24 protein-coding genes and 1 pseudogene are annotated in these 25,877 nt (G+C 63.1%); 10 read left to right on the top strand and 15 right to left on the bottom strand.

Going from position 1 to position 25,877, the window contains the following annotated elements; all coding sequences use genetic code 11:
• Positions 1-17: 17 nt before the first annotated feature.
• Complete coding sequence (locus AC1RUK_RS04230; protein WP_481836656.1) at positions 18-665, bottom strand: TetR/AcrR family transcriptional regulator; 648 nt, start codon at positions 663-665, stop codon at positions 18-20.
• A gap of 166 nt (positions 666-831) precedes the next feature.
• Between AC1RUK_RS04230 and AC1RUK_RS04225 the strand changes: the two genes are divergently transcribed.
• Positions 832-1,509, top strand: a complete 678-nt coding sequence (locus AC1RUK_RS04225) for a PspA/IM30 family protein (protein ID WP_481836657.1) — start codon at positions 832-834, stop codon at positions 1,507-1,509.
• A gap of 59 nt (positions 1,510-1,568) precedes the next feature.
• Positions 1,569-1,829 carry a YiaA/YiaB family inner membrane protein gene (locus AC1RUK_RS04220; RefSeq protein WP_006200022.1) on the top strand — a complete coding sequence of 87 codons (261 nt, stop codon included), beginning with the start codon at positions 1,569-1,571 and terminating at the stop codon, positions 1,827-1,829.
• A gap of 79 nt (positions 1,830-1,908) precedes the next feature.
• Here the strand turns inward: AC1RUK_RS04220 and AC1RUK_RS04215 are convergent, their stop codons facing one another.
• The 8 genes from AC1RUK_RS04215 to AC1RUK_RS04180 form a co-directional block, all read right to left on the bottom strand.
• Positions 1,909-2,574: a PadR family transcriptional regulator gene (locus AC1RUK_RS04215; RefSeq protein ID WP_481836658.1), complete on the bottom strand. Its 666-nt coding sequence runs from the start codon at positions 2,572-2,574 to the stop codon at positions 1,909-1,911.
• Positions 2,575-2,732: 158 nt separating this feature from the next.
• On the bottom strand, positions 2,733-3,101 hold the full coding sequence (locus tag AC1RUK_RS04210) for a thiol-disulfide oxidoreductase DCC family protein (protein ID WP_481836659.1): 369 nt from the start codon (positions 3,099-3,101) through the stop codon (positions 2,733-2,735).
• Positions 3,102-4,166: a DMT family transporter gene (locus tag AC1RUK_RS04205; RefSeq protein ID WP_481836660.1), complete on the bottom strand. Its 1,065-nt coding sequence runs from the start codon at positions 4,164-4,166 to the stop codon at positions 3,102-3,104.
• 153 nt (positions 4,167-4,319) lie between these two features.
• Positions 4,320-4,613 (bottom strand): GYD domain-containing protein, encoded by a 294-nt coding sequence (locus AC1RUK_RS04200; protein ID WP_120014599.1) that lies wholly within the window; start codon positions 4,611-4,613, stop codon positions 4,320-4,322.
• A 178-nt stretch (positions 4,614-4,791) separates the two neighbouring features.
• Entirely contained in the window at positions 4,792-5,367 is a 576-nt protein-coding gene (locus AC1RUK_RS04195; RefSeq protein WP_481836661.1) for a hypothetical protein, read from the bottom strand.
• Between the two features lie 25 nt (positions 5,368-5,392).
• Positions 5,393-7,420 (bottom strand): RNA polymerase sigma factor RpoD, encoded by a 2,028-nt coding sequence (gene rpoD, locus AC1RUK_RS04190; RefSeq protein WP_436172960.1) that lies wholly within the window; start codon positions 7,418-7,420, stop codon positions 5,393-5,395.
• Between the two features lie 364 nt (positions 7,421-7,784).
• The gene (gene dnaG, locus AC1RUK_RS04185) at positions 7,785-9,728 is read right to left on the bottom strand and encodes a DNA primase (RefSeq protein WP_481836662.1); all 1,944 of its coding nucleotides are present in this window, start codon (positions 9,726-9,728) and stop codon (positions 7,785-7,787) included.
• 141 nt (positions 9,729-9,869) lie between these two features.
• Positions 9,870-10,241 carry an RcnB family protein gene (locus AC1RUK_RS04180; RefSeq protein ID WP_481836663.1) on the bottom strand — a complete coding sequence of 124 codons (372 nt, stop codon included), beginning with the start codon at positions 10,239-10,241 and terminating at the stop codon, positions 9,870-9,872.
• 389 nt (positions 10,242-10,630) lie between these two features.
• Between AC1RUK_RS04180 and AC1RUK_RS04175 the strand changes: the two genes are divergently transcribed.
• From AC1RUK_RS04175 to AC1RUK_RS04165, 3 genes are all read left to right on the top strand, one after another.
• Positions 10,631-12,292, top strand: coding sequence for a Na/Pi cotransporter family protein (locus AC1RUK_RS04175; RefSeq protein WP_481836664.1), 1,662 nt, complete (start codon positions 10,631-10,633; stop codon positions 12,290-12,292).
• A gap of 235 nt (positions 12,293-12,527) precedes the next feature.
• Complete coding sequence (locus AC1RUK_RS04170; RefSeq protein WP_481836665.1) at positions 12,528-12,788, top strand: DUF2061 domain-containing protein; 261 nt, start codon at positions 12,528-12,530, stop codon at positions 12,786-12,788.
• Positions 12,789-12,870: 82 nt separating this feature from the next.
• Positions 12,871-14,052 carry an MFS transporter gene (locus AC1RUK_RS04165; protein WP_481836666.1) on the top strand — a complete coding sequence of 394 codons (1,182 nt, stop codon included), beginning with the start codon at positions 12,871-12,873 and terminating at the stop codon, positions 14,050-14,052.
• A 6-nt stretch (positions 14,053-14,058) separates the two neighbouring features.
• On the opposite strand, the gene AC1RUK_RS04160 is transcribed toward AC1RUK_RS04165, so the two are convergent.
• The 3 genes and pseudogenes from AC1RUK_RS04160 to AC1RUK_RS04150 form a co-directional block, all read right to left on the bottom strand.
• On the bottom strand, positions 14,059-14,616 hold the full coding sequence (locus AC1RUK_RS04160) for a GNAT family N-acetyltransferase (RefSeq protein ID WP_481836667.1): 558 nt from the start codon (positions 14,614-14,616) through the stop codon (positions 14,059-14,061).
• Positions 14,617-14,663: 47 nt separating this feature from the next.
• Positions 14,664-15,371 (bottom strand): annotated as a pseudogene (locus AC1RUK_RS04155) (DNA helicase).
• A 131-nt stretch (positions 15,372-15,502) separates the two neighbouring features.
• Positions 15,503-15,952 carry a GatB/YqeY domain-containing protein gene (locus AC1RUK_RS04150; RefSeq protein ID WP_481836668.1) on the bottom strand — a complete coding sequence of 150 codons (450 nt, stop codon included), beginning with the start codon at positions 15,950-15,952 and terminating at the stop codon, positions 15,503-15,505.
• A 261-nt stretch (positions 15,953-16,213) separates the two neighbouring features.
• On the opposite strand from AC1RUK_RS04150, the gene carA reads away from it, so the two are divergent.
• Positions 16,214-17,419, top strand: coding sequence for a glutamine-hydrolyzing carbamoyl-phosphate synthase small subunit (gene carA / locus AC1RUK_RS04145; RefSeq protein ID WP_436172967.1), 1,206 nt, complete (start codon positions 16,214-16,216; stop codon positions 17,417-17,419).
• Positions 17,420-17,463: 44 nt separating this feature from the next.
• On the opposite strand, the gene AC1RUK_RS04140 is transcribed toward carA, so the two are convergent.
• Complete coding sequence (locus tag AC1RUK_RS04140) at positions 17,464-18,732, bottom strand: TCR/Tet family MFS transporter (protein WP_481836669.1); 1,269 nt, start codon at positions 18,730-18,732, stop codon at positions 17,464-17,466.
• A 153-nt stretch (positions 18,733-18,885) separates the two neighbouring features.
• Positions 18,886-19,818, bottom strand: coding sequence for a KPN_02809 family neutral zinc metallopeptidase (gene ypfJ / locus AC1RUK_RS04135; RefSeq protein WP_481836670.1), 933 nt, complete (start codon positions 19,816-19,818; stop codon positions 18,886-18,888).
• Between the two features lie 203 nt (positions 19,819-20,021).
• Between ypfJ and AC1RUK_RS04130 the strand changes: the two genes are divergently transcribed.
• A complete protein-coding gene (locus AC1RUK_RS04130; protein WP_481836671.1) occupies positions 20,022-22,088 on the top strand; it encodes a hypothetical protein in 2,067 nt (688 codons plus the stop codon).
• Positions 22,089-22,136: 48 nt separating this feature from the next.
• Here the strand turns inward: AC1RUK_RS04130 and mntR are convergent, their stop codons facing one another.
• Complete coding sequence (mntR, locus tag AC1RUK_RS04125) at positions 22,137-22,592, bottom strand: manganese-binding transcriptional regulator MntR (protein ID WP_481839587.1); 456 nt, start codon at positions 22,590-22,592, stop codon at positions 22,137-22,139.
• Between the two features lie 240 nt (positions 22,593-22,832).
• Between mntR and AC1RUK_RS04120 the strand changes: the two genes are divergently transcribed.
• The 3 genes from AC1RUK_RS04120 to AC1RUK_RS04110 all read left to right on the top strand — a co-directional run bounded on the left by AC1RUK_RS04120 (position 22,833) and on the right by AC1RUK_RS04110 (position 25,845).
• Positions 22,833-24,200, top strand: a complete 1,368-nt coding sequence (locus AC1RUK_RS04120) for an Nramp family divalent metal transporter (RefSeq protein ID WP_481836672.1) — start codon at positions 22,833-22,835, stop codon at positions 24,198-24,200.
• Between the two features lie 54 nt (positions 24,201-24,254).
• Positions 24,255-25,100, top strand: coding sequence for a protein-L-isoaspartate O-methyltransferase family protein (locus AC1RUK_RS04115; RefSeq protein ID WP_481836673.1), 846 nt, complete (start codon positions 24,255-24,257; stop codon positions 25,098-25,100).
• A 94-nt stretch (positions 25,101-25,194) separates the two neighbouring features.
• The gene (locus tag AC1RUK_RS04110) at positions 25,195-25,845 is read left to right on the top strand and encodes a dihydrofolate reductase family protein (protein ID WP_481836674.1); all 651 of its coding nucleotides are present in this window, start codon (positions 25,195-25,197) and stop codon (positions 25,843-25,845) included.
• Positions 25,846-25,877 lie beyond the last annotated feature (32 nt).

Below are 25,877 nucleotides of genomic sequence, written 5' to 3'. Positions count from 1 at the left end.
ATCGCCGGCGCCGACCGTCACGATTCACGACGTGCTGTCTCAGCATGATCGAATGTCCCGCCGCGTTCCAGCCCCTTGATGAAGACGGCGACCAGCAGTTCGACCTGCTCCCAGGTTTCATCGGCCTGCCGGCCGGCGGAATTGGCGGCATAACCGCTGGTCACGATGCCATGCACGCTTGACCACAAGGTTCGGGCGGCGATCCGCAGCCTGGTTTCGTCGAGGCCGAAGCGGCCATCGGCAAGCACCCCGGCGATGATCTGCAGCAAGGCGCTGAGCCGCGCCTCGTAGGCATCCGGCTCCGCATGCGGCAGCTGACGACGATTGAAGGCGAGCAGGGCCGGCCAACTCGCCGGATGCGCCGCCACGAACCCGGCATAGGCGCGCGCCAGCGCCAGCAGGCGTTGGCGCGTGTCGGTCACGCCGGCTTTCTCCAACTCAGCCATTGCCACGGCGCCGGCCTCGCCCAGCCGACCGAGCAGGCGCATGTTCACCGCGCGGTGCAGATCGTCGATGTCGCGGAACAGATTGTAGATGGAGCCGACCGCGATCCCGGCCTGCGTGGCGATGGTCCTGGCCTTCAGGTTCTCCGCCCCGCCCGCCTCGATCAGATCCTCGGCGATGGCGATGACACGCTCGCTCATCTCTTCCTTGTCCAGTGCCAAACCTGCTCTCCGTAAATCCTGTCAACCCGCGCGCCAAGGCGGCAAGGCTGCCCGTGTTTACCATGATCCAGCAGTGGTGAACAGTGTTCAAAATTCTTCTTGAACACTGTTCATTTTCTGCTACAGTGCATTTGTGAACAACGTTCATAACCGGAGGAACAAACAAATGCTCAGTCTTATCAGGACATTGCTGGACGGCGCGAGCGCCAAGGCCGAAGACCGGCTGAAGGACCAGTTCGCGGTCGATCTTCTCGCTCAGCGCATCCGCGATGCCGAAGCCGGCCTCGCTTCGGCCAAGCAGACGCTCGCCTCGCTGATCGTGCGTCAGCGGGCCGAACAGGCCAGCCTCGACCAGCTCGACCGCCGCATCGCCGATCTAGAGGAGCGCACCTGCAGCGCCCTTGCCGCTAGCAATGAGCCCCTCGCCCACGATGGCGCCGGCGCCATCGCCGAACTGGAGAACGAACGCGAGGTCCGCCGTGCCACCGTGCGCAGCCTGGTCGAAAAGACCTTGCGTATGCGCATGTCGCTGGAACAGGCGCACCGGCGCATCGTCGACCTCAACCAGGGCATGATCTCGGCCCGCGCCATCGACGCCGAACAGAAGGCGCAGCGCAGGCTGAACCGGTCCATCGGCCGGACGGCGACCCTCAACGAGGCCGAGGCGCTGCTGGCCCGCATCAGGGAGCGCAGCGATCCGCTCGAAGAAGCAAGCATTCTGGACGAGATCGACGCAGGTCTCAGCCAGGAAGCCATTCGCAGCAGGCTGGAGGACGCCGGCCACGGCCCCTCGACCAAGGTGCGGGCACAAGATGTGCTCGACCGACTGAAATCCACCCACTGACCCACGAAAACCGATTCCTCACCAACACCCAATTCTTCACCAACCAACGGAGAAAGACCATGAACGCCAATCAGACCTACATCATGTTCAACAGCATATCGGTCGGCGCCGCCTATTTCATGCTCGGCCTGTCGCTGTGGCTGGCCCCGGTCGACCTGTCGACCAAGGGCTACTGGGGCATGGGCATCCTGCTGCTCACCGGCAGCCTGGTGAACCTGGTCAAGTACCGCACCGACGAGCGCCTTTCGGCCGAAATGACCGCCAAGATCGAAAAGGCGCGCAATGAAAAGCTGATCAGCGAATATGTCGGCAAGGAATAACGGCCGGCATGCCCAGCAACGAAAAAAGCCCGGATCTTCCGGGCTTTTTTCGCTTGCGGCGATGGAGAAGCTAACGCCTTCAGCGGCGCGACAGCGCCTCGAGAGCTTCGGCGGCGTCTTGCAGGATGCTCATCGCCTGGGCCTGCGTGTCTTCAGGCGCATCGACGATGTCGCTGAGAGCGGCGCGCAGTCGGTGGCGTACGGCGCGGAACGCATCACGCTTTTCGTGGCGGCCACGCCGGCCACCCTCCTCGCCGTCGTCGTTCCAGCCGAACCAGTCACGCGCCTTTGCCATCTTGCGGCCGAAGCGCTCGAGATGGTCGAGCACATGGTCGATCATCTCGCGGTTTTCCTCGAGATGCGCCTGGCCGGCCTCGGTGATCGAAAACACCTTCTTGTTGCCTTCCGCCGAGGAGGTGGCATAGCCGGCCTCTTCCAAGAAGGTCAGCGTCGGATAGACCACGCCCGGGCTCGGGCTGTAGACGCCGCTGGTGCGCTCTTCCAGCGCCTTGATGATTTCGTAGCCATGGCGTGGCGCCTCGGCCAGCAGCGACAGCGTGATCAGCTTGAGGTCGCCGTCGGCCAGCATGCGCCCGGCGCGGAACATGTCGCCCGGGCCGCCGCGGCCGCCGCCCCTCATGCCCTGACCGAACGGTCCAAAACCGCCGCCACGGCCACCGAACTTGCCGGCCATATGCATGAAAGCCCGCAACGGGTGCTCGCCGAAATGATGATGTCTGTGCATGGATTGCTCCTTGAGTTATGTCTTACGATATATCTAATCAAGCGTCAGCACTGATTGAGTCAAGATATATCTTACGATATATCTGACCACGGCGCCAGTGATTGAAGTGGACGGATATGCGCCAAGAATGCCTGACTGAGCTTGCGAGCAAAGCGCGGCTACCAGCGGCCCTTGCGCCGATTCCAGGCATAGAGAAGATCGGCGAAACGATCATAGGCAAAGCGCGTCAGCGGCAGGAGAACCGGATTGCCGAACAGCGCCGCCAGCCAGCCCTCGCCCGGCGTCGCCCTCCAGACCGCAATCGCGACATCGGCACCGACCAGCAATCTGCCGTCGGCGTCGGTTGCATGCAGACGGCGGCGGATGTCTTCCAGCGAGGCGCCGTGGCCGGCGAGCGCCGCCGGCTCGAGATTGATGTCGCGGAACTCGATCCGGCCTGATTTGACCGCCTCGATCAGCCGCCGTTTCTGCCTGGCAATGCCGGCATCACAGACCGGGCAGCGCGTGTTGTACCAGACAGTCAGCATCTAGCCGTGGCCGTGCCGGTGATGCAGGTCGGGATAGTGAGGATGCTTGTGGCGCATCGGCGCATGCCGGTGCCAGTGTGAATGCAGCTCGCTCACCGGTCCGTCGTAATGGTGCTGGTGATGTTCGTCATGCACATGGCTGTGCTCGTGTTCCAGCGCCTCGTGGTCGTGTTCGTGATCGTGCCGCTCCGAAAGATGGAGCCAGAGGCCGAGCCCCATCAAGAACCCGGCAATCGCCAGTTTGAGCGTCAGCGGATCACCGAGGAAAAGGATTGCCAGCAGCGCGCCGATAAAGGGAGCGATCGAATAGTAGGCTCCAGTCCGCGCCGTGCCGAGATGGCGCAGGGCCAGGATGAACATCACCAGGCTGACGCCGATGCCGAAGAAGCCGACGGCGGCCGTGGCCACGATGATGGGTGCCGCTGGAAACGAGGCGCCGGCGATGACGGCCAGCCCGACATTGACGACGCCCGCCACCAATCCCTTGAGCATGGCAATGACAACCGGGTCGGTTGCCGAGATCTTGCGCGTGAAATTGTTGTCTATTCCCCAGGCGAGGCAGGCCCCGGCGACGAGCAGCGCGCCAAGGTTGAAGGCGACACCCTTGCCTTCCCATGACAGCAGCACCGCGCCGCCAAGAATGGCGAACGCTCCGAGGAGCAGGCGCCGGTCGACATTCTCGCGGTAGACCAGCCACGCGATTGCCATCGTCGCCAGCCCTTCCAGGTTGAGCAGCAGCGCCGAACTCGACGCCGTGTTGAGGGTCAGGCCGAACATCAGCAGGACGGGCGCGACGATGCCCCCCATGCCGATTGCCAGCGCCAGCCATGGAATGTCCTTGTAGCTCAGCTGCGCTTCGCCGCCTCCAGCCCCGGCACCCCGAAGCAAGGTGTACAAGCCAAGGCCAATGCCGGCGCCAAGGTAGAGCAGGCCGGCCAGCATGAACGGCTCGACGGCATCGAGCAGCAGCTTGGAAAGCGGAGGCGTCGCGCCGAACAAGGCGGCGGAGCCGAGTGCGAGCGGTACCCCAGGCCACAGATGCGAATGTGAATGCGGTTCGGACATGGCTCGATCCTAACCGGACGCCTTCGGGATGTGGATGAAAAAAGCTCTTCGTCGGTGGGAGGAGCACTTCTCGTCGGCGTCGGCAGACATCGGGCGCCGTCAGGCGGCGCCCGATCGTCGGTTGTCGAGCAATATCTTGCCTCTGGCGGGCGCCTATCCGAGCGAGGAGATGATTTCGCGATAGGCGAATTCCGGGAAGGCCTTCAGCGTCCGCGTCTTGACGTTGCCGCCGGTCGCCAGCATCAGCGCAAAACGGGCGAGCACGGCGTCATCGGGGGCTTCGACCACCGCCACCATGTCGCATTCGCCCATGGTCAGGTAGAACGATTTGAACGATCCGCCCATGTCCCCCAAGAGCTTCTTGGCGGCATCGAGCCGCTTCGGAGAGTCGCGCACGTTCTTGGCGCCCTGCTCGGTCCAGTTGATAAGCACGATGTAAGTCGTCATGGCACACCTCCCTCCGGGCCACGGAGCACGGCGGTAGGTCGTGGCCTCCGCCGGGGCGGGCATCCGGGTTATCGCCCAGAACATGCATCCGACCTGGGAAGTATCCTCCCGACAGAGATGGACGACAAGAGCCGTCGCGCCGGCAACAAAAAGGGCGCCATCAGCGCCCTTCAAATCGTTAGCTTTCGACCGTCCTGATCAAACCCTGCTCTGAAAGATCGATCTTATCCTTCAGAATGTATCTGTGGCTAAGGCCAACAGAATTTTCCGGAAGTCCTAGATAGATGCCGAGTTCCTCATGGAGGTCGAGCGGATCTATGTACTCTTTCGATCCATCCATTCCAAGGATCCGAAGCAAATCGTCAGGCGCCGCCGGCTTGCCGATCGTGGCCAGCAAGGCGGGAGCGTCTTCGAGCCGAGGACGCATATCCTCGTCGCCAGGGTCGCTCATCTCCATGCCAGGACAGGAATTGTAGCGCGATTGAAGAACACCGTGCTTTGCCGCCCAGAGCTGAAACTGTTCCTCGTCGTAGACGGTGATCGCGATGCCGACGCAAGTCAGATCGAGAGTCAGGCTCTGGAGCAAAGGCTCAATCCAGCGCGGGTCGAGCTGGTCTGTGTGACGATCCGAGAAAGTGGTCCAACCGTTTTGCTCGGCCGTGACGAAGGCGCCGATGGTCTTCGATCTTAGCCAGCCGGCCAACGCTTCTTGCGTTGGCCCCTTAATGCTGACGGTTCCGTAAGTCGCGCCCACACCAAAATCCTGAAAAAGGATTGCCTCAGCTATCCAGGAAGCTCCTGAGCTTGCGCGAGCGGCTCGGGTGCTTGAGCTTGCGCAGCGCCTTGGCTTCGATCTGGCGGATGCGCTCGCGGGTGACCGAGAACTGCTGGCCGACTTCTTCCAGCGTGTGATCGGTGTTCATGCCGATGCCGAAACGCATGCGCAGAACACGCTCCTCGCGCGGCGTCAGCGAGGCCAGCACGCGCGTGGTGGTCTCGCGCAGATTGGCCTGGATCGCCGCGTCGATCGGCAGGATCGCCATCTTGTCCTCGATGAAATCGCCGAGATGCGAATCCTCCTCGTCGCCGACCGGCGTTTCGAGCGAGATCGGCTCCTTGGCGATCTTCAGCACCTTGCGCACTTTTTCGAGCGGCATGGCGAGCTTTTCCGCCAATTCCTCCGGTGTCGGCTCGCGGCCGATCTCGTGCAGCATCTGGCGCGAGGTGCGCACGATCTTGTTGATCGTCTCGATCATGTGCACCGGGATGCGGATGGTGCGCGCCTGGTCGGCGATCGAGCGGGTGATTGCCTGCCGGATCCACCATGTCGCGTAGGTCGAGAACTTGTAGCCGCGACGGTACTCGAATTTGTCGACCGCCTTCATCAGGCCGATATTGCCTTCCTGGATCAGGTCGAGGAACTGCAGGCCGCGATTGGTGTACTTCTTGGCGATGGAGATGACGAGGCGCAGATTGGCCTCGACCATTTCCTTCTTGGCGATCGCCGCTTCGCGTTCGCCCTTCTGCACCTGGTTGACGATCTTGCGGAATTCCAGGATCGAGATCGCCGTTTCGGTGGCCAGATGCTGGATTTCGGCGCGCAGGTCGCGGATCGCGTCCTTCTCGTTCTTGGTGAATTCCTTCCAGCCGCGCGACGTCAGATTGGCGATCGAGCGTGTCCAGTTCGGGTCGAGCTCTGAGCCCTGGTATTCCTTGAGGAACTCCTCGCGGCGCACGCCATAGCTTTCGGCGAGCCGCAAAAGCTTGCCTTCGTTCTGCACCAGGCGCTTGTTGATGTCGTAGAGCTGCTCGACCAGCGCCTCGATGCGCGCCGTGTTGAGCGACAGCGACTTCACCGCCTTGATCAGTTGGTCCTTCAGCTCCTTCAGCCGGCGGTCCTGGCTGGGCGACAGCGTGCCGGCGGCGGCGAGCCGGTTCTCGACCTGCTGATCCTGCAGCTTCCTGAGCTTCTTGTAGGTGTCGGCGATGACGTCGAGCGTCTCCATCACCTGCGGACGCAGTTCGGCTTCCATCGCCGCCAGCGACAGGCTCGCCTCGTCCTCGTCTTCCTCGTCGTCGTCCGTCAGGCCGCGGGTGTCGCCGCCGACATTGGTGATGTCGTCCTCGTCTTCGCGGCTGGCGCGGCGCGGCTTGTCCTCGGTCTTGGGGGCTTCCTCGATGCGCTCGACCACCGGCGCCTGCTTGGCCTCCGGCCCGGCATAGGTGGCTTCCAGATCGATGATCTCGCGCAGCAGGATCTTCGATTCGTTGAGCTCGTCGCGCCAGATGATGATGGCCTGGAAGGTCAGCGGGCTTTCGCACAGGCCCGCGATCATCGTCTCGCGGCCGGCCTCGATGCGCTTGGCGATGGCGATTTCGCCCTCGCGCGACAGAAGCTCGACCGAGCCCATCTCGCGCAGATACATGCGGACCGGATCGTCGGTGCGATCGGTCGGCTCTTTCTTGGTGGTCGTGGCGGCAACCGCAGTGCCGGTCTGCTCGGCCAGTTCGTTGGCGTCTTCCTCGGCATCGGCGCTGGTGTCGGCGGCTTCGGACTCCTCGCCCTGCTCGTCGTCCTCGACCACGTTGATGCCCATGTCGGAAAGCATGGCCATCGTGTCCTCGATCTGCTCGGAGGTCACTTCCTCCGAAGGCAGCACCGAATTCAACTCGTCCATGGTCACATAGCCGCGCTTCTTGGCGGCCTTGATCATCTTCTTGACAGCATCATCGGAAAGGTCGAGCAGAGGGCCATCGGTGGCGCCTTCACGTTCGGTCTCGACCTCTTCCTTTTCCTTTGTCGCCATTCTCTATCGTCTCCAAGCGGCTCTGTGTCGAAGCCGCGTAAGCTGCCGGGCCGGTCAAATCGGATGCGCTCGCTTCAAACGCACGTCACCGGGCCAGTAACCGCATCTCTCGTTAAGTCCAGATTAACCCTGGTATCTGTGGCAGGCCTGCCGCCTGTCCAGTGACCAGTACCCTCACATCGCTCATTTCCCGTCGACGCCGGGCACGGGTTAACGTTTCGAATCGTCCTGATTCCGCCATTCTGCCTGAAGGTCAAGCGCCTCTCGCATGATTCGCATGAAAAAAGCGAATCAATTACCCGACTTAGGGGCGTCGATTCGACGCGCGGCACATTCCCACTTCATTCTTGGCGCAGGATTCCACCTATACGCGACCAGCCCTGCCCGAGGACACGCCAAACCCTTCGATCAGCGCTTCCGTTGCTTGCACATCGTTGAATTGCGCCTGAATCTCGACCAGATGCCGGAAGTTTTCGTCCGAGGGATCCTGATCGAGCGCTGCCTGCGCCTGTTTCAGCTCTCTATGTAAGGTGCGCGCGCTGCGCTGCAAGTGCAGCGCCTGGTTGAAGGCGTCGCGGGCATCCTCAAGGGCGGCCATTTCCAGCGCCGGCCATTGCCGTGCGCGCTTGATCAGCGCCACAGCGCGTTCCCAGATATCGCCGCAGCCGGCCCTTTCGACGGTCGCGATCACCGCGCCGCGGTCGTTGGCCATGTCATGCGCCATCGCATCGAGGATCGCGGCGTGCAGCCGCTTCAGGTCGGCGTTGGCGAGATCGAGGAATTCGACGTGGGCAAAGTTCTCGTCGATCAGCGCCGGGTGGTTGATCAGCGCCACGATGATCGTCGCCTCGCGCACCGACATGCCTTCGGCGCCGCGCTTGACCAGCGCCGAACGTCCGAGGCTTTCGGTGATCGCGGTGCGTCCGCCGGCATTGCCGCCGCGCGCGAACTGCCCTCCAGCCCCCGCACCTTTGCCGCGCTCGCCGGGCCGCCCGCCCTGATGACCTTGCCGGGCGCCGCGCTGGGCGCCGAAGAAGCTCAGGACCCGCTCGCGCATCTCTTGCTGATAGTGGTAGCGCAGGCTCTCGTCGCGGATACGGCTGGTCAGTTCGCGCAGCGTCTTTTCCAGTTCCGCCCGTCGCTCCGGCGTGTCGAAGACGCCGCCCGACGTCTCGCGCATCCACAACAGGTCGGCGAGCGGCCGCGCTTCGGAGAGCACGACGCGGAAGGCGTCCGCACCTTCGCCCTTGACCAGATCGTCGGGATCCTTGCCTTCGGGCAGCAGCGCGAAACGCGCCGAGCGTCCCGGCTGGACCGCCGGCAGCGCCAGATCGGCGACGCGCCACGCTGCCTTCAGCCCGGCCTGGTCGCCGTCGAAGCATAAGATTGGCTCGCCGGCCATGCGCCACAAAAGCTCGAGCTGGTTTTCGGTGAGCGCGGTGCCGAGAGGCGCCACGACATTTTCGAAGCCGGCCTGCGCCAGCGCGATCACGTCCATATAGCCTTCGACGGCGACGACCGTGCCGCCCTTGGCCAGCGCCTTTCGGGCACGGGCGAAATTGTAGAGCACATTGCCCTTGTGGAAGAGCTCCGTGTCGGGCGAGTTCATGTATTTGGCCAGCGCATCCGGCGCCAGCGCCCGGCCACCAAAGGCGATGATCTTGCCCCTGGAGTCCGGGATCGGAAACATGATGCGGTCGCGGAACCAGTCGTAAGAGACCGGGATGTCGTCGCCATGGCGTACCAGCCCGCAGGCCTCGATATCGGCTTTTGGAACGCCCCTGGCAGCAAGATGCTCCTTCAATGCGTTGCGGCTGTCCGGCGCATAGCCGAGGCGAAACGACTGCTGCGTCGCCGATGTCAGCCCACGCTCGCGCAGATAGGCGCGCGCCTTTGCGCCTTCCGGTCCCTGCAGTCGCTCCTGGAAGAAGGTGGTCGCCATCTCCATGACGTCTGTCAGGCTGGCACGTTCCTTTTCGCGCCGTTCCTCCTGTTCGTCGCGCACCGGCATCGGCACGCCGGCCATGTCGGCGATCTTCTCGACGGCTTCGGGAAAACTCATCCCGTCGAGCTCGGTCAGGAACTTGAAATGGTCGCCCGACACCGAGCAACCGAAACAATGGTAGCGGCCCTTCTTGTCCTCGCAGTGGAAGGACGGGCTCTTCTCGCCATGGAACGGGCAGCACGCCCAATAGTCACCGCGCGGCGCGTTGGTCTTCTTCCTGTCCCACGCGACGCGCTGACCGATGACCGATGAAATCGGCACGCGGTCGCGGATCTCGTCGAGGAAGGCGGGCGGAAAGCGCATCAGGGAACGGCTCGTTTGTTCTCCATATAATCACGCAGGCGGAACACGACGACTCCTAATGCCGACCGTACCCGGTTTTCACAGGGCAAAAAAGGAAGGCGGCCCTGCCGGCCGCCTTCTTGCGGTACAATTCGAGATAGATCAGTGCGCGGCGATGGCGCCGAAGACGATGCCCGACAGGATACTGACCAGCACATAGTCGTTGCCGACGCGGATCCACTCCTGGCCGGGGCCAGGACGACGCAGGCCATAGCGGCCGTAGTCGCGGATCGCCTGGTGGCGCTTCCAGTTCGAATATCTCTGGCCGTTGCGCCAATGGTTCCGCTTCACCACAACGACCTTCTTCCTCACCACGACTTTCTTCTTCACGACATGCCTGTCGGGCTTCTGCCAGTCGACCTGGCTGTAATTCGACTGCGGCGCGACGGGCGCGTTGAGCGGCGCGGCCTGGCCCGAGAAGGACGTGGCAGCCAGCATCGAAGCGGCGACAGCGGAAAGAACGAGACGTTTCATGACAGCTACTCCTTGGTTGTCGATGCCCAAGCAATAGGGTGCCAAGGATGAACCGAAACTGAACGCCAAGATTACGTTTCTGTAATGATTTCCAATATTTACATGATCTAATTTCAACGCCACGCTTAGACTTGGCTGGAAACGGATGCGAGCGCCGGGCGGCACGCTTGTCCAGGCGCCGGCCCGCCATGCAACCAAATTGCGGTCATCCATTTCCGACACGCCCTGTCGCGCGGCAACCGGCGTCAGAATCGGTCGGAATTTATTACCCGGCTAAAATAAATTGGAATAATCTAGGCCTCCACGATGTCCATGATTCGCGCCCTCTCCTGCTTATTCGACGCCACGGTGACCACGCCGCCGGCACTGGTTGGATCGCGGGGCCAGTCATGAGCGGTTCGGTCGTCCTTTTGCATCTTGCCGGCGCAGTGGCGCTGATGCTGTTCGCCACTCGCCTGGTGAAAACGGGTGTCGAGCGTGCCTATGGCGACGTGCTGCGCCACCGGCTGCGCGCCACCATGCGCAATCCGCTGATGGCGGTCCTTGCCGGCTGCGGCCTGTCGATCGCGCTGCAGAGTTCCACCGCGGTCACCTTGCTCGTCGGCTCGTTCGCCGGGGCGGGCATCGTCTCCGGCATGTCCGGCCAATTGGCAGTGCGCGGCGCCGAGATCGGCTCGGCGCTGGTGGTCAAGCTTCTCACCTTCGACCTGTCGCTGCTGGTGCCGGTCTGCCTTGTCGCCGGTACCGTCATGTTCATGGCCACCGAGCGGCGCGACTGGCGCCAGTTCGGCCGCATCCTGATCGGCATCGGCCTCCTGATCCTGTCGCTGGAAATGATCGGCCAGGCATCGGAACCGCTGCGCCAGAGCACGCTGATGCCGGTCATCGTCAACTACTTCTCTGGCGACCCGGTCACCGCCTACCTTCTGGCGGCGCTGATCACCTGGCTGTTCCATTCCTCGATTGCCGCCGTGCTTTTGATGGTCACGCTGGCCGGCCGTGGCTTCATCCCGCCCGAGCTTGGCATCGTGCTGGTGCTCGGCGTCAATCTCGGCTCCTCGATCATAGCGCCGTTGCTCACCCGCAATGCCGAGCCCGGCGTTCGTGTCGTGCCTATCGGCAATCTCCTGATGCGCGGCATGGGCTCGCTGGTCATGCTGATCCTGTTCCTGACCTTCAAGCCACCGGTCGCCTTCCTCGGCGCCGGCGTGCCCGACCAGATCGTCAATGCCCATATCCTGTTCAACGTGCTGATCCTGCTCGCCGGCCTGCCGCTCGCCGGGCTCGTCTACCTCGCTTCGGAGAAGATCGTGGCCCTCGGCGCCAAGTCCGAGCCGGCCGCGCTCGACGTCATCGAACTGTCGGCGCTCAACGAAAGCGCTCTCGACACACCGAGCCAAGCGCTGGCCAATGCCACTCGCGAGGTGGTGCGGGTCTGCGAGACGGTCGAGATCATGCTGAAGCGCATCATCGAGCTCTATGAGAGCGCCGACGCCGACAAGATCAAGGCGCTGGCGGCACTCGACGATCGCGTCGACAAGAAGCATGCGGCGATAAAGCTCTATCTGGCCAAGGTGACCAAGAACCCGCTCTCCGAGGACGAAGCGCTGCGCTGCCAGGAATTGATCGGCGCCTGCGTCAAGCTGGAGCAGGTCGGCGACATCATCGTGCGCAACATGCTGGTGCATGTCAGGAAGAAGCTCGAGCGCGGCCTGGAGTTCACGCCCGAAGGCTGGCGCGAGCTTTGTGCCTTCCACGCCTCGGTGCTCGCCAATGCCAGGCTTGCCTTCAACGTGCTGGTGTCGCGCGATGCCGAGACGGCGCGCCAGCTTGTGCTGGAAAAGGACCGCCTGCGTGACCGCGAGAAGGAAACCAGCGCCAGCCATTTCTTGCGGCTGCGCGACGGCACCGCCAAGAGCGTCGAGACCAGTTCCATCCACCTCGACACAATCCGCGACCTCAAGCAGATCAACTCGCTGCTGGCGTCCATGGCCTACCCGGTGCTGGAGGAACGCGGCCTGCTCGGCGGTTCCCGGCTGAAGGCCGGATAGCCGAAAAAATTGCTGCACCGATATCAACTTGGGAACAAGGTTCCGCCATCGGCGCCAAAGCGGGAAGATTAGTCTTTGCGCCTCCAGCCATCCGTCGGCTAGAGCAATTTCAGGAAAAGTGTGAAACGGTTTTCCGTCCGGAATTGCGTCAAAACAAACAGATCGAGCGGTTCTGCGTTTCCTTGAAACGGTCAACCGCTCTAAGCATCGGACCAGGTCCATCGGGAGGATAGGTTTGGATACCCATTCGCGCAGCTTCGCCAAGGCGCTTTCGTGGCGCGCCACCGGCACCATCGATACGATGATCATCTCGCTCGTCGTCACCGGCAGCATCAAGCTTGCCGCGGCCATCGGCGCCACCGAGGTCGTCACCAAGTCGCTGCTCTATTACCTTCACGAGCGGGCGTGGCTGAAAATTCCTTATGGAAGGAAGACCGTCGCCGAGCCTGATTGGCACGCGGCCGGAACCGGATTGAACCCAGTCAAGAAAAGCTAAAGCGGCGTCGACAATTTCTGCATTGCCGGCGGCGTCTATCCGTGGTTTGAGGCCAACTCATCCTGGGATCGCTTGCTGCGCCATGCTTCCTTTATTCGCCCTGTTCATTGCCGCCTTCGCCTTCGGCACCACGGAATTCGTCATTGCCGGCGTGCTGCCGCAGGTGGCGGATGGCCTCGGCGTGTCCATCCCCACGTCGGGCTACCTCGTCTCGGGCTACGCCTGCGGCATCGCGTTCGGCGGCCCACTGCTGACGCTCGCCACCAAGAGCTTTTCCCGCAAGGCCCTGTTGCTTGGCCTTTCGGTAGCGTTCACGATCGGCCAGGCCGCATGCGCGCTGGCGCCCGACTTTGCCTCCATGCTGCTTTTGCGCATTGCGGTCGCCGTGGCGCACGGCGCCTATTTCGGTGTCGCCATGGTGGTCGCGGTCGGCCTCGTCCCCGAGGACAAGCGCGGCATGGCCGTGGCGGTCATCCTGTCCGGCCTCACCGTCTCCAACGTCATCGGCGTGCCGGCCGGCACCGCGATCGGCACTCTGTGGGGCTGGCGCGCCACCTTCTGGGTGATGTGCGCGCTGGGCGTGGTGGCGACCTTGGCCATGCTGGCGCTTTTGCCGCGCACGGCAGGTGCATCGAACCAACAGGCAGGCTTTGCCCGCGAGGTGCGCGTGCTGGCCCGCCAGCAGGTCTGGACCTCGCTGATCCTGATGCTGATGCTGATGATCGGCCAGTTCACCCTGTTCACCTACATCACGCCGACGCTGCTTGAAGTTACCGGCCTCGACAAGGGCCTGGTGCCCTGGGTGCTTCTGCTCAACGGCGTCGGCGCCACGATCGGCGTTTTCGTCGGCGGCAAACTCTCCGACTGGAAGCTGATGCCGTCGCTCATCACCTTGCTCTGCCTGCAGGCGGTCACGCTTGCGGTGATCTATGCCGTCAGCCCCTATCCCCTGCCGATGATCGTTGCGATCGTCATCTGGGGCGGCCTCAACTTCTCCATCGGCACGCCGATCCAGACCCGCATCCTGGCCTGGACGGCGGATGCATCGAACCTCGCCTCCTCGCTCATTCCCTCCGGCTTCAATGTCGGCATTGCGCTTGCCGCGTCACTCGGCGCCGCCATGCTCAACGCCGGTTACGGCTATCGAGCCTTGCCGGTGGTTGGCGCCATGGCCATGCTGGTAGCAGTGGTGGTGGCGCTGGCCTCCTATGTCTGGGAAGGACGTAGCCGCGCCACGCCGCCGCTGCCGGCAGCAGCAGAATAGCGCAGCCTACAAGTCAATCCGGAACCGCAGGCTCTCCGCTCCGCCATAGGCGGCATCCTCGAAGAAGCGGCCGACGAGCTTGCCGCCGTTGGCCAGGATCACCTTGTGCGAGGCCGGATTGTGCGGCTTGGCGGTGATTTCCACATAAGGCAGGCCGACCGCCCTCGCCTCGTTCAGCATCAGCCGCACCGCCTCTGTCGCATAGCCGCGCCCGCGCTTCCACGGCACTACGGCGTAGCCGATATGGCCAAGCACATGCGGCGGCAGCGCCGCTGTTCCGGGCTGCCAGCGAAAGCCGATCGAGCCGGCGACATCGCCGTCCCAGATCCAGCGCCGGAATCCGGGCAGCCGCGGTACTGTCCTGCCGTCGGGCAAAGTAATCGGCGGTCCCTTACCCTCGGGGTCATCGAGGTCGGCGAGGAAAGCGACCGGATCCTCCGCGATAGCAGCAAGCTGCTCGCGCGTGGCCTCCTCAAGCCGCACATTGTCCGGCGACCAGCCGCGCTCCAGCGCAGCCTTGTAGGACGGCAGATGTTTAAGCGCGGGTTTGACGATTTCGATCATGATCTGTTTTGCTCGAGACCCTTGAACCTGCAGGGCCATGTCAGCGCTCATTGCCGGGAAGATATTGCCGTCTCGAACCGGATTTCACCCTTGTTCAGGAAACATGTCTTGTCGAACAGCGCCAAATCCAATGGGTTCGGCAGCCGGACATCGCCGATATCGGGAAACGGCTTCTTCGACGGATCGTACGACCGGTCGATCTGCGAGATGAAGACCAGGATCAGTCCTCTCTCGCGTGCAAACAACCGCAGCCTGCGAACCTGGACCATCAACTCCGGGTTCTCCCGCCTCTGATCGAGCAGTTGCAGGTAATCGATGACCACCAGCGTTCCGCGCGGCGCCGATCCGAGCCTGCGGATGATGTAGTCGGCGCTGATGGCGTCGGAGTTGTCGAATTCAAACAAGGCATCGAAATTCGCCGGCTCCACCCCGATGGCGCGAAATCGATCCATGAGGTCTGCATGCGTGTATTCCAGCGTGAAGAAAACACCCCGATTGCCGGACTTCATGGCTTCCACCGCAAGCTCAAAGGCTCATCAGGGTTTTGCCGTGGCCCGGCCGCGCACCAACCAGAACCAGATCGCCGGGCATCAGCCGCGCGAGCAATTTGCCGGCAGGCGTTGTCGCGGATGCCTTGGCCAAAAGCAGGCCCCAGCCGGCGAGCCTTCTTGTGCCGCGACACGGTCGAGCGCTTCGTGAAGGGGGACGTTCTCTTGCGGGATAAAAGTCCGTTCGGTGATCAAAAGGCCCCGCATGAACAATGCTTTCCCGATGGAGGGAGGAGGCGTGGGCACGCCAGAATCAGATGATAGCCGAATCCTCGCGGATCGAAAATGCGGCCGCCACATGGAAAACGCCGCAGCCTGAAAGCTGGCTGCCAAAATCCCTACTGCAGCAGGCTCTTGACGATACCGCTTGCCTTGCCGAAATCCATTTGGCCGGCATATTTCTGCTTGAGCGCGGCGATCACCTTGCCCATGTCCTTCTGGCTGGCAGCGCCGGTCGCCGCGATCGCTTCGCGCGCCGCGGCCGTCACCGCGGCATCGTCCAACTGCATCGGCAGGAAGCCGCGGATGATCTCCATCTCGCCGCGCTCCTGCGCGGCAAGCTCGGGCCGCTTGCCGTCTTCGAAGGCCTTGGCCGATTCCTCGCGCTGCTTCACCATCTTGGCAAGGATCTGCAGGATCTCCTCGTCGCTCGCCGGCTCCTTGCCGGCGCCGCGATTGGCGATGTCGCGGTCGTGGATGGCGGCCTGGATCAGCCGTAGCGTCGGCAGCCGCTGCTTGTCCTGCGCCTTCATCGCGCTCTTCAGGGATTCGGCGATTTTTGCGCGCATGATGCTTTCTCCTTCGATCGGCGCGGACAATAGCCCCGGCGAATGCGCAAGGCAAATCCCAGGGATTCCGGCAAGTCACTGATATTGTTCGACGAAATAAATCTATGCCGGTCACTGGCTGTATCATTGACCGTTCTGGCGCCTTCCCCTATGTACTCGGCCTTGCATAAGACAATGAATTGATGCGCGGAGGCTCGAGAAATCGCTGCCGCGCTGTTTGCTGCGCAGGACAATCCGCAAGCAGCCTTTAGGAGTGCCGCGATGGCGACGATGACCGCCCCCTGGGCCACCGAGAAGCCGACCGCCCTTTTGGTGCTGGCCGACGGCACCGTCATCGAGGGCCGCGGCCTGGGCGCCACAGGTTCCGCCGTCGCCGAGGTCTGCTTCAACACGGCGCTGACCGGCTACCAGGAAATCCTCACCGACCCATCCTATGCCGGCCAGATCGTCACCTTCACCTTTCCGCATATCGGCAATATCGGCACCAATGACGAGGACATCGAAGACCTCAACCCGGTCGCCCGCGCCGGCGCCGTCGGCGCCGTGTTCAAGGCCGATGTCACCAACCCGTCCAACTACCGTGCCGCCGGTCATCTCGACCAGTGGTTGAAGAAGCGCGGCATCGTCGCCCTGTCGGGCATCGACACGCGCGCACTCACCGCGCTGATCCGCGAAAAGGGCATGCCCAACGCCGTCATCGCGCACGCGCCCGATGGCGTCTTCGACCTCGACGATTTGAAGCGCCGCGCCGCCGCCTGGTCGGGCCTGATCGGGCTCGACCTCGCCAAGGAGGTCACGTCAGGCCAATCCTCGGTCTGGCGCGAGACGTCCTGGGTCTGGAACGAAGGCTTTGGCGAACAGGTCGAGCCGTCCCTGCATGTCGTCGCCATCGACTACGGCGTCAAGCGCAACATATTGCGCCTGCTCGCGGGTCTCGGCGCCAAGGTCACCGTGGTACCGGCAAAGACCGGCGCCGAGGAGATCCTCGCCATGCAGCCCGACGGCATCTTCCTCTCCAACGGCCCCGGCGATCCGGAGGCCACCGGCGACTATGCCGTGCCGGTGATCCAGGACCTGCTGAAGACCGACATCCCGGTGTTCGGCATCTGCCTCGGTCACCAGATGCTGGCGCTGGCGCTCGGCGGCAAGACGGCGAAGATGCATCAGGGCCACCACGGCGCTAACCATCCGGTCAAGGACCATACGACGGGCAAGGTCGAGATCGTCTCGATGAACCACGGCTTTGCCGTCGATGCCGACTCGCTGCCGGAAGGCGTCGAGGAAACCCACGTCTCGCTGTTCGACGGTTCGAATTGCGGCATCGCGCTGACCGGCCGTCCCGTGTTCTCGGTCCAGCACCATCCCGAGGCCTCGCCGGGCCCGCAGGATTCGCACTACCTGTTCCGCCGCTTCGTCAATCTGATCCGCGAAAAGCGCGGCGAAGAATTGCTGGCCGAGCGCGCTTAAAGCCGGACGCGCCGCCTTCGGCTTCTCTGCGCGCTTCGCGAATCTCAAACCGCGTCGGTCGCCGTCTCCTGCGCATGCATGCGCTCGACTTCCTTCGGCGTCGGCCTGGCCACTTTGGTGACGAACACGATGAGTGCCAGCGTGAGGAAAATCGCACCGAGCAGATAAGGCGCGCCACCGAAGGTCACCGGTGCGTTCGGCCCTGTGAACCAGGAAAAGATCCCCGTATAAAGCAGCGGCGTGATGATCGAGGTGATCGAGAAGATCGACGTCATCGCGCCCTGGAGTTCGCCCTGCGCCGACGGCGGCACCTTGGCGGCGGCGAGGCTCCTGAGCGGCGGATCGGCCAACGCTTCGAGGCAGCCGGCGACGATAACCGCATAGATCATCCAGCCTTGCCATGCGAAGGCGTAGCCGAAGGCGCTGAGCGCGGTGAACGCAAGGCCGATGACCGCCGTCCGCCACTCGCCAAGCCTCGGGATCACGCGCGGCAGGACCGTCGCCATGATGATCGCCCCGCACAGGCCGAAGGCACCGAGCGAAAAGCCGATCTGCTGCTCGCTCCAGCCATAGCGGTAATTGGAGACGAACGACCAGACCGCCGGATACATCATGTGGCCGAGCGTCATCAGGAAAAAGACAAGTCCGATCCAGCCGATGCCCTGGTAGTTGCGCATCTGGATGAGCGTGCCGACCGGGTTCGCGCGTTTCCACTCGAAGCGGCGGCGGTGCTTGTCATCGAGCGTCTCCGGCAAGAAAAACAGCGCAATCATAAAGTTCACGAAAGCCAGCCCGGCGGCGAAATAGAACGGCACGCGCGGCCCGAACGTGCCGAGCAGCCCGCCCAGAACCGGTCCGATGACGAAGCCGACGCCGAAGGCGATGCCGAGCAGGCCGAAATTCTTCGCCCGGTTCTCATCGTTCGAGATGTCGGCGATGAAGGCGGACGTTGTCGAATAGCTCGCGCCGGAAACACCGGCCAGCACGCGCCCGATGAACAGCATCGGGTACGACCAGGCGACGGCGCAGATCAAATTGTCGATGGAGAAGGTGAGAACTGAGGCGAGCAGGATCGGCCGCCGCCCGAACCGGTCGCTCAAGCCTCCCATGACGGGCGCGAAAACGAACTGCATCGCTGCATAGGCGAAGAGCAGCCAGCCACCCTCGATCGCGGCCTCGCTGACGCCGACGCCGGTCAGCTCCTGCAGATAGGCTGGGAGTACCGGCATGATGATGCCGAAGCCGATGATGTCGAGCAGCAGCGTGGTGAAAACGAGCGCAAGGCCCCGCTTGGCGGTTTTGGGGTCGATCATGATGGCATCTCCTCGGGCCGCCCCGGGGCAAAGGCGGACGCACTTTATAGGCGAGCGCCCGGCCGGGAACAATAAGGGAACGAGGAGGATGCTTCCATCCTGACATCCCCTGACGGCAATGCCGCGGTCAGATCAGCGAGAAAACCGGGCGCTTCAGATCGGATTGTTGAAGGTATCACAATCCGAAAGCTTGCCGCTCTTGTAGCCGCGCGCCAGCCAGGTCTGCCGCTGCTGCGAGGTGCCGTGGTTGAAGCTTTCCGGCACGACATAGCCCTGCATCTTCTTCTGCAGCGTGTCGTCGCCGATCTGCCTGGCGGCGTTCAACGCCGATTCCATGTCGCCCTGTTCGAGAATGCCCTTTTGCGCGGTGAAATGCGCCCACACGCCGGCGAAGCAGTCGGCCTGGAGCTCGACCTGCATTGACATGTGGTTGGCGTCGGCCTCGCTCATGCCTTGCTGCATCTTGTTGAACTTGGGCAGGATGCCGGTGAGGTTCTGCACGTGGTGGCCGACCTCATGCGCGATCACATAGGCCCGGGCAAACTCCCCGGAAGCGCCGAACTGCTGGTCGAGCTGCTGGAAGAACGTCATGTCGAGATAGACCTTGTGGTCGCCGGGACAATAGAACGGCCCGGCGGCCGACGATGCAAAGCCGCAGGCCGAGCGGATCTGGCTGCTGAACAGCACCAGTTTCGGATCCTCATAGGTCAGGCCGTTGGCCTGGAAAATGCCTTTCCAGGTGTCCTCGGTTTCGGCAAGCACGGTCGATACGAACTGCTTCATCTCGTCCGAAGCCGGGGCGCCGGTGCCACCATCCTGCGAGCCGCTGTTGTCGGTGATCTGGCCGCCGCCACCCGGCGCGCCGCTGTCGCCGCCTCCCAGTATCTGCGACGGATCGAAGCCGAAATACCACCCGGCCAGCACTACCAGGATTACGATAAAGATGCTCGAACCACCGCCGGTGCGTCCGCCGATCGGGATGCGGAACTGCCCGGGGCTGCCGCCGCCGCCCAATCCACCGCCGCCACCGCTGTCGCTACGCTGGTCCTCGACATTGTCACTCTGACGACGGCCTCTCCAGAGCATGGCAACTCCCTGCGATGCGAATTTCCAAACGATCAGGACGGCATCCCGATGCCGGCCACACCCAACAACAATTATCCCAATGGTTGCAGCAAGTCACAGCATTTTTCGCGCCGGATGGCGTGCCGGCCTGGCGGCTTCACCGCTCTGGCCGAGACGGCGCAAGGTCTGTAGCATGCGTGTCAACAAGGGGTTGCGAGGGGCGCTTGCGGACAATTGGCCGGTTCCTGCTGTTGCTGGCGGCATTGATGGGTCCAGGCATCGGGGCAGCCCGTGCCGTCATCCTCGATTCCAGCGTCGCCGTCACCGACCCCGAGACGCTGCAGGCTCTCGAGCGCGGCGGCCTTTCGATCAGCCGCCTGCTCGGGCCGGCGCTTGGGCTGACGCGTGACGTCGACAATCGCGGCCTGTTTTCGGTGCGCGCGCTGACCCCGGTCAGGAATGCCGTCAAACAGCAGATCGCCGACGAGCCCGGCAGCAGCCCCGACCCCTATGTCGCGGCACTGGCAAAGTCGAAGGACACCAGCCAGAAATTCAACCCGAAATACATCGACGACAACGGCTCGACGCTCGACCTCGCCGGCGTAGTCAACCGCATGGATCGCGGCTATCTCGGCCACACCGAATGCGGCGAGATCAGGCTGATCTACCGCTTCCACTATTCGGTCGAGGAAAAGCCTGGGCAACGCATCTCGTCCCGCCTGCCGCTGACCATGAGCCTGGTCTTCAACGCCAAGCCCACGGCTGCCGCGGATCGCGCTTCGAAGGACCGGCCGCGCTCGACCAGGGTCTCCTGCTCGGATGTGGCAAAGCGCTGGCTGGCTGCCGGACAGAAGGACCTTCCGCCCGACCAGTTGGCGGCCTGGCTGCGCTCCGACGAAGGTCCGCTCTCCGGCGCGATCCTCAATTCCTCGCAGATCATGCGGCTTGAACTCAACATGCAGGTGCTGCGCCTGTCGGCCTCGACCCGCCGCGACTTCGGCGGCCACGCCGAGTATCTGCTCAAGATCTTCAAATGGGATCCGGCGACTTCCACCTTCCAGGAATCGCGGATGGAGAACCAGATCGACCGCAGGCTGGTGCTCGCCGACAGGCAGGCTTTCTCGAAATGGCTGCTCACCGACCGCAACATCTACGACCTCGATCGCGGCCGGCTGGTCATCGACGAGAAATTCCTGACGACCAGCGCCGTCTCGGTGGCGCCGGGCAGCATGAGCCGCTCCCAGAACAACATCGCCTACGGATTGCTTGATGACGATGCTGTCGACAAGGCGCTGAAGGACTATGTCGCCAGGGGCAATACGCTGCGCACCGTGAAATCGGTGGCCGGCTTCAATCTGCGTCTCAACGAGATGACCTGTACCGGCTGCCATCAGACGCACGGCATTGCCGGCTTCCACTATACCGGCGCCGATCCGGCCAGCGAACCGCGCCGCAACGCTGTCTTCGTACCGGGCTCGGCCGTCTTCTTCGCCGATCTGCCGCGAAGGCGCGCTATCGTCGAACAGTTCGCCGCCGGCAGGCATCCCGATTTCAGTCGAGGCTTCGCCGCCCGTCCGGATCAGAAATACGCCGAAGCGCTGAAGGGCACCGACCTCTACAATGGCTGGGGCTCGATCTGCTATCGCGGCACCGATGCCAGCTTCAAGGACTGGAGCTGCGGCGAAGGCCTGCGTTGTGCCGGTGTCCATGAGAGCGCCATCCATCCTGGCTTCGGCACTTGCGTCAGCGAAGCAGGGACCGCGGTCGGCGACCCGGTCGAGTTCGGCGAGATAAAAATGTCGAAATGGGGCAGCGACCAGTATTGCCGCCTGTCGCCGGCCACCGCGAAGGCCTGCGCCATCGACCCGGCCAGGGACAAGAAGCCGCTGGTGAAGGTCGCCGGCTATGGCGCGGCGCGCCAGCGCTACGACAATCCCGAACAGAAGACGGGCGGTTTTCCAGGCGGCATGCTGCGCAAGGCGAGCTGTGACAAGCTACCCGAGGAAGCAACGTGCGGCCGGCTTGCCAAGACCGGCTTCAACGACTGCATCGGCTCCGGCAAGGATCACAAATTCTGCACCAGGGAATTCACCAAGACCGCCGGCCTGCGCGCCTGCGACAAGGCGCATCCCTGTCGCGAGGACTATATCTGCACCGCCGGCTATGACGATCTGGCGGAAGCAAAGCCCGGCAAGGGCACCTGCATCCCGCCCTATTTCATCTTCCAGTTCCGCGTCGACGGCCACCCGCGCAGCTGGGTCCAGGACACGCAGGATCAGTACGTGGACTAGCCGCCCGCGAGAAGCTCAATCAGGGGAAACGCTTTTGGCAAACCGCAATCAGCGCGCCGCCGTCATCGCCTTACGAAACGCCTCGAGTGTCTCGGCGCTGACATGGTGCTCGATGCCCTCGGCATCGATGCGCGCGGTTTCGGCGCTGACGCCGAGCGAGCGCAGAAAGGCTTCCACGGTCTGGTGGCGGATCCGGCTCTCCTCGGCAACCTTGCGGCCGGTCTCGGTCAGGAACACGCCACGATAGGGTTTTCTGGAAACCAGTCCCTCGGTGCAGAGCCTGGTGAGCATTTTGGCCACGGTCGGTTGAGCGACGCCGAGCCTGGCCGCGATGTCGACCTGCCGTGCCTCGTTGCCGTCCTCGATCAGGTCGGCGATCAGTTCGACATAATCTTCGACGAGCGCGCTGCGGCGTGCTTCACGCGTCTGCCGAAACCCTTGCGAATGAACGTCGGCATCGGGAAGCGGCTTTTCGCGTCGAACCGGTCTGTTCCTCAGCGCCAATACGCGCTCCTCCTTGGCTTTCGACAAATGAATCTGCCTTTGGCATTCATAGCACGGGCTTAACTGTTCCGGCCGTTTATTTGCATTCCATGGCGGGCGCAACCGGCGTTTGCGGTTATCCGTCCGGGGGCATTGATCGGCACATCACAAAAGCATGATCAATGAAACATAGCATATTGCATAATGTTGAGCCTCGGCATAGGTAGGAAGCACAGCCATCCATTCAAGCGGACCCCCTCCATGTCAGACGCCGAAGCCACCATAGAACCCCGATCCGCGTGGCGATTTGCCAGGCCGGACGAAGACGACCAGCCGAGCCTGCGCGAGGTCAACGCCTCGATCGCCGTGCCGCAGTCCGGCTTCTGGCTGCGCCGGCTGTTCGCCTTCATGGGACCGGGCTACATGGTTTCGGTCGGTTACATGGACCCCGGCAATTGGGCGACCGACCTCGCCGGCGGCGCTCAGTTCGGCTACACGCTGCTCTTCATCATCATGCTGTCGAACCTGATGGCGATACTGCTGCAGGCGCTTGCCGCCAGGCTCGGCATCGCCACCGGCCGCGACCTTGCCCAAGCCTGCCGCGCCTACTATCCCCGACCTGTCAATTTCCTGCTGTGGATCGCCTGTGAACTGGCCATCATCGCCTGCGACCTCGCCGAAGTCATCGGCACGGCGATCGCCCTGCAGCTTCTGTTCGGCATTCCGCTGATCGGCGGCGCCATCATCACCGCGCTCGACGCCTTCCTGCTGCTTCTCTTGATGAACAAGGGCTTCCGTTTCCTCGAAGCCTTCATCATTGCGCTATTGATCATCATCTTCGGCTGCTTCGCCATCCAGATCTTTGCCGCCGCGCCGCCGGTCGGCTCGATCCTGCATTCGATGTTCGTGCCGTCGTCCGCAATCGTCACCAACCCGGAGATGCTCTACATCGCCATCGGCATCATCGGCGCCACCGTGATGCCGCATAACCTCTATCTGCACTCCTCGATCGTGCAGACCCGCGCCTATGAGCGTACCGAGGCCGGCAAGCGCGACGCCATCAAATGGGCGACCACGGACTCGACCATCGCGCTCATCCTGGCGCTGTTCGTCAACGCCTCCATCCTGATCGTGGCCGCGGTGGCCTTCCACAACACCGGCCACCAGGACGTCGCCGAGATCGGCCAGGCCTTCGAATTGCTGTCGCCGCTGCTCGGCCTCGGCATCGCCTCGATCCTGTTCGCCGTGGCGCTGCTGGCTTCCGGCCTCAACTCGACGGTCACCGCAACGCTTGCCGGCCAGATCGTCATGGAAGGGTTCCTACGCCTGCGCATCCCGCAATGGGCGCGTCGCCTGTTGACGCGCGGCATCGCCATCATTCCGGTGGTGATCGTCACCGCGCTCTATGGCGAAAAGGGAACCGGCCAACTTCTGGTTCTCAGCCAGGTGATCCTGTCGATGCAGTTGCCCTTCGCGGTGGTGCCGCTGGTGCAGTTCGTGTCCGACAAGAAGAAGATGGGCAATCTCGCCATCCCCCGCAGCGTCGCCGCCCTTGCCTGGGTGGTCGCCGCCATCATCCTGGTGCTCAACTTCAAGCTGCTCTACGACACCGTCGTCGGCTTCGGCTGAGTTTCTTCCAGCGATCGCGACAAACCTGCGGCCTGCGCTATCTTCTGCAGCGCCATGAACAGGATCGAGGACGCCAGGAGGTTCTACGCACGGCTGATGGCGGCCCATGCCGCATCGGCCGATCCGCGTCTCGAAGAGGTGATCGCCGCAGTGCCGCGCGAGGCCTTTCTCGGTCCCGGGCCATGGACCATCATCGCCGGTGACGGCAAGGTCGAAACGCCGAGTGCCGATCCGGTTCACATCTACCAGAACGTGCTGGTGGTGCTCGACGCCGACAAGGGCATCAACAATGGCGAACCGTTCCTGCACGCCATGTGGATCGGCAGGATCGCGCCAAAGCCTGGCGAGGCCGTCACCCATATCGGTGCTGGCACCGGCTATTACACCACCATCTTGGCGAAGCTGGTGGCGCCAGGCACCGTCACCGCCATCGAGCTGAATGCCGGCCTCGCCGCCCGGGCGAAGAAAAACCTCGAACCCTATGGAAATGTTTCGGTTGTCCATGGCAACGCCGTCGAAAGCGAACTGCCGCCTTCCGACATAATCTATGTCAATGCCGGTGTCGTGGCGCCGCCTTCTCCCTGGCTGAAGGCGCTCAAGCCCGGCGGCCGCTTGATCTTCCCATGGCGTCCAGCCGAGCGCGTCGGCCTGGCGATGGTAGTGACCCGCACCGCGCAGGGTTTGGCCTGCGATCCGTTCATGGGCTCATGGTTCATCCCTTGCGTCGGCGCCTCGCTTACTGGCCCGGCGGCGAAGATCCCCGACCGAGAAAAGGCCGCGAGCAGCCGCTCGATCTGGTTGACGGCCGACAAGAAGCCGGACCGCACGGCCACCGCCATCATCGGTGATGTCTGGTTCTCGTCGCGGAACATTCGCGCTGGCACTGGCAGCAAACGTTAGAAAATTTGTGCCGTGTCGGAAAGGAGCCTTGCCGCTCGTCCTTAGGCTGAAATCCGACCCTGACGGCACGGATACGAAAGAAGGGAGAAGTCCAATGAGAAAGATCATCGCCGCCACCTTCGTCAGCCTGGACGGCGTCATGCAGGCACCCGGCGGGCCGGAAGAGGACCCGATCGGCGGCTTCGAATTCGGCGGCTGGACGTTCCACTACTGGGACGATTTGATGGGCGCCGCCATGGACGAAACATTCGCCAAGCCCTTTGCGCTGCTGCTCGGCCGCAAGACCTACGACATCTTCGCCGCGCATTGGCCCTATAGTACCGGCCCGATCGCCGACAGCTTCAATGCCGTCACCAAATATGTGGCGACGCACCGGCCGGAGACGCTCACCTGGCAGAACACCCAGTCGCTCGGCGACGACGTCGTGGCGACGCTGCGCCAACTCAAGCAGGAGGACGGTCCGGATCTGCTCATCCAGGGATCGAGCGAGTTGATCCAGACCCTGCTCACCAACGATTTGATCGATGAGATCAGCCTGCTGATCTTCCCGCTGGTGCTGGGCAAAGGCAAGCGGCTGTTCAGCAGCGGCACGATACCCGCCGCCTTCAAGCTCACCAAGTCGCAGGCGTCGAGCACCGGCGTCATCATGGCAAGCTATGAACGATCAGGCGAAATCCGCACCGGCTCGTTCGCTCAGGACAAGCCTTCGGAGGCCGAACTCGAGAGACGCAAGAACTGGAAGTAGCGGATCGGACTTGCAGAACCTGGGTTCTGCTT

The sequence above is a fragment of the Mesorhizobium monacense genome (assembly GCF_056781675.1).
The sequence above is the reverse complement of the archived record's forward strand: the minus strand, read 5'-3'. Positions and strand labels throughout refer to the sequence as shown.

Coding starts and splice junctions, on each gene's coding strand:
- AC1RUK_RS04210 (WP_481836659.1), bottom strand. CDS start 3,101: ATGCTGACTGTCTGGTACAACACGCGCTGCCCGGTCTGTGATGCCGGC.
- AC1RUK_RS04115 (WP_481836673.1), top strand. CDS start 24,255: ATGAACAGGATCGAGGACGCCAGGAGGTTCTACGCACGGCTGATGGCG.
- AC1RUK_RS04215 (WP_481836658.1), bottom strand. CDS start 2,574: ATGCACAGACATCATCATTTCGGCGAGCACCCGTTGCGGGCTTTCATG.
- AC1RUK_RS04120 (WP_481836672.1), top strand. CDS start 22,833: ATGTCAGACGCCGAAGCCACCATAGAACCCCGATCCGCGTGGCGATTT.
- AC1RUK_RS04180 (WP_481836663.1), bottom strand. CDS start 10,241: ATGAAACGTCTCGTTCTTTCCGCTGTCGCCGCTTCGATGCTGGCTGCC.
- AC1RUK_RS04140 (WP_481836669.1), bottom strand. CDS start 18,732: ATGATCGACCCCAAAACCGCCAAGCGGGGCCTTGCGCTCGTTTTCACC.
- AC1RUK_RS04225 (WP_481836657.1), top strand. CDS start 832: ATGCTCAGTCTTATCAGGACATTGCTGGACGGCGCGAGCGCCAAGGCC.
- AC1RUK_RS04160 (WP_481836667.1), bottom strand. CDS start 14,616: ATGATCGAAATCGTCAAACCCGCGCTTAAACATCTGCCGTCCTACAAG.
- AC1RUK_RS04220 (WP_006200022.1), top strand. CDS start 1,569: ATGAACGCCAATCAGACCTACATCATGTTCAACAGCATATCGGTCGGC.
- carA (WP_436172967.1), top strand. CDS start 16,214: ATGGCGACGATGACCGCCCCCTGGGCCACCGAGAAGCCGACCGCCCTT.
- ypfJ (WP_481836670.1), bottom strand. CDS start 19,818: ATGCTCTGGAGAGGCCGTCGTCAGAGTGACAATGTCGAGGACCAGCGT.
- rpoD (WP_436172960.1), bottom strand. CDS start 7,420: ATGGCGACAAAGGAAAAGGAAGAGGTCGAGACCGAACGTGAAGGCGCC.
- AC1RUK_RS04205 (WP_481836660.1), bottom strand. CDS start 4,166: ATGTCCGAACCGCATTCACATTCGCATCTGTGGCCTGGGGTACCGCTC.
- AC1RUK_RS04200 (WP_120014599.1), bottom strand. CDS start 4,613: ATGACGACTTACATCGTGCTTATCAACTGGACCGAGCAGGGCGCCAAG.
- AC1RUK_RS04175 (WP_481836664.1), top strand. CDS start 10,631: ATGAGCGGTTCGGTCGTCCTTTTGCATCTTGCCGGCGCAGTGGCGCTG.
- dnaG (WP_481836662.1), bottom strand. CDS start 9,728: ATGCGCTTTCCGCCCGCCTTCCTCGACGAGATCCGCGACCGCGTGCCG.
- AC1RUK_RS04110 (WP_481836674.1), top strand. CDS start 25,195: ATGAGAAAGATCATCGCCGCCACCTTCGTCAGCCTGGACGGCGTCATG.
- AC1RUK_RS04150 (WP_481836668.1), bottom strand. CDS start 15,952: ATGCGCGCAAAAATCGCCGAATCCCTGAAGAGCGCGATGAAGGCGCAG.
- AC1RUK_RS04165 (WP_481836666.1), top strand. CDS start 12,871: ATGCTTCCTTTATTCGCCCTGTTCATTGCCGCCTTCGCCTTCGGCACC.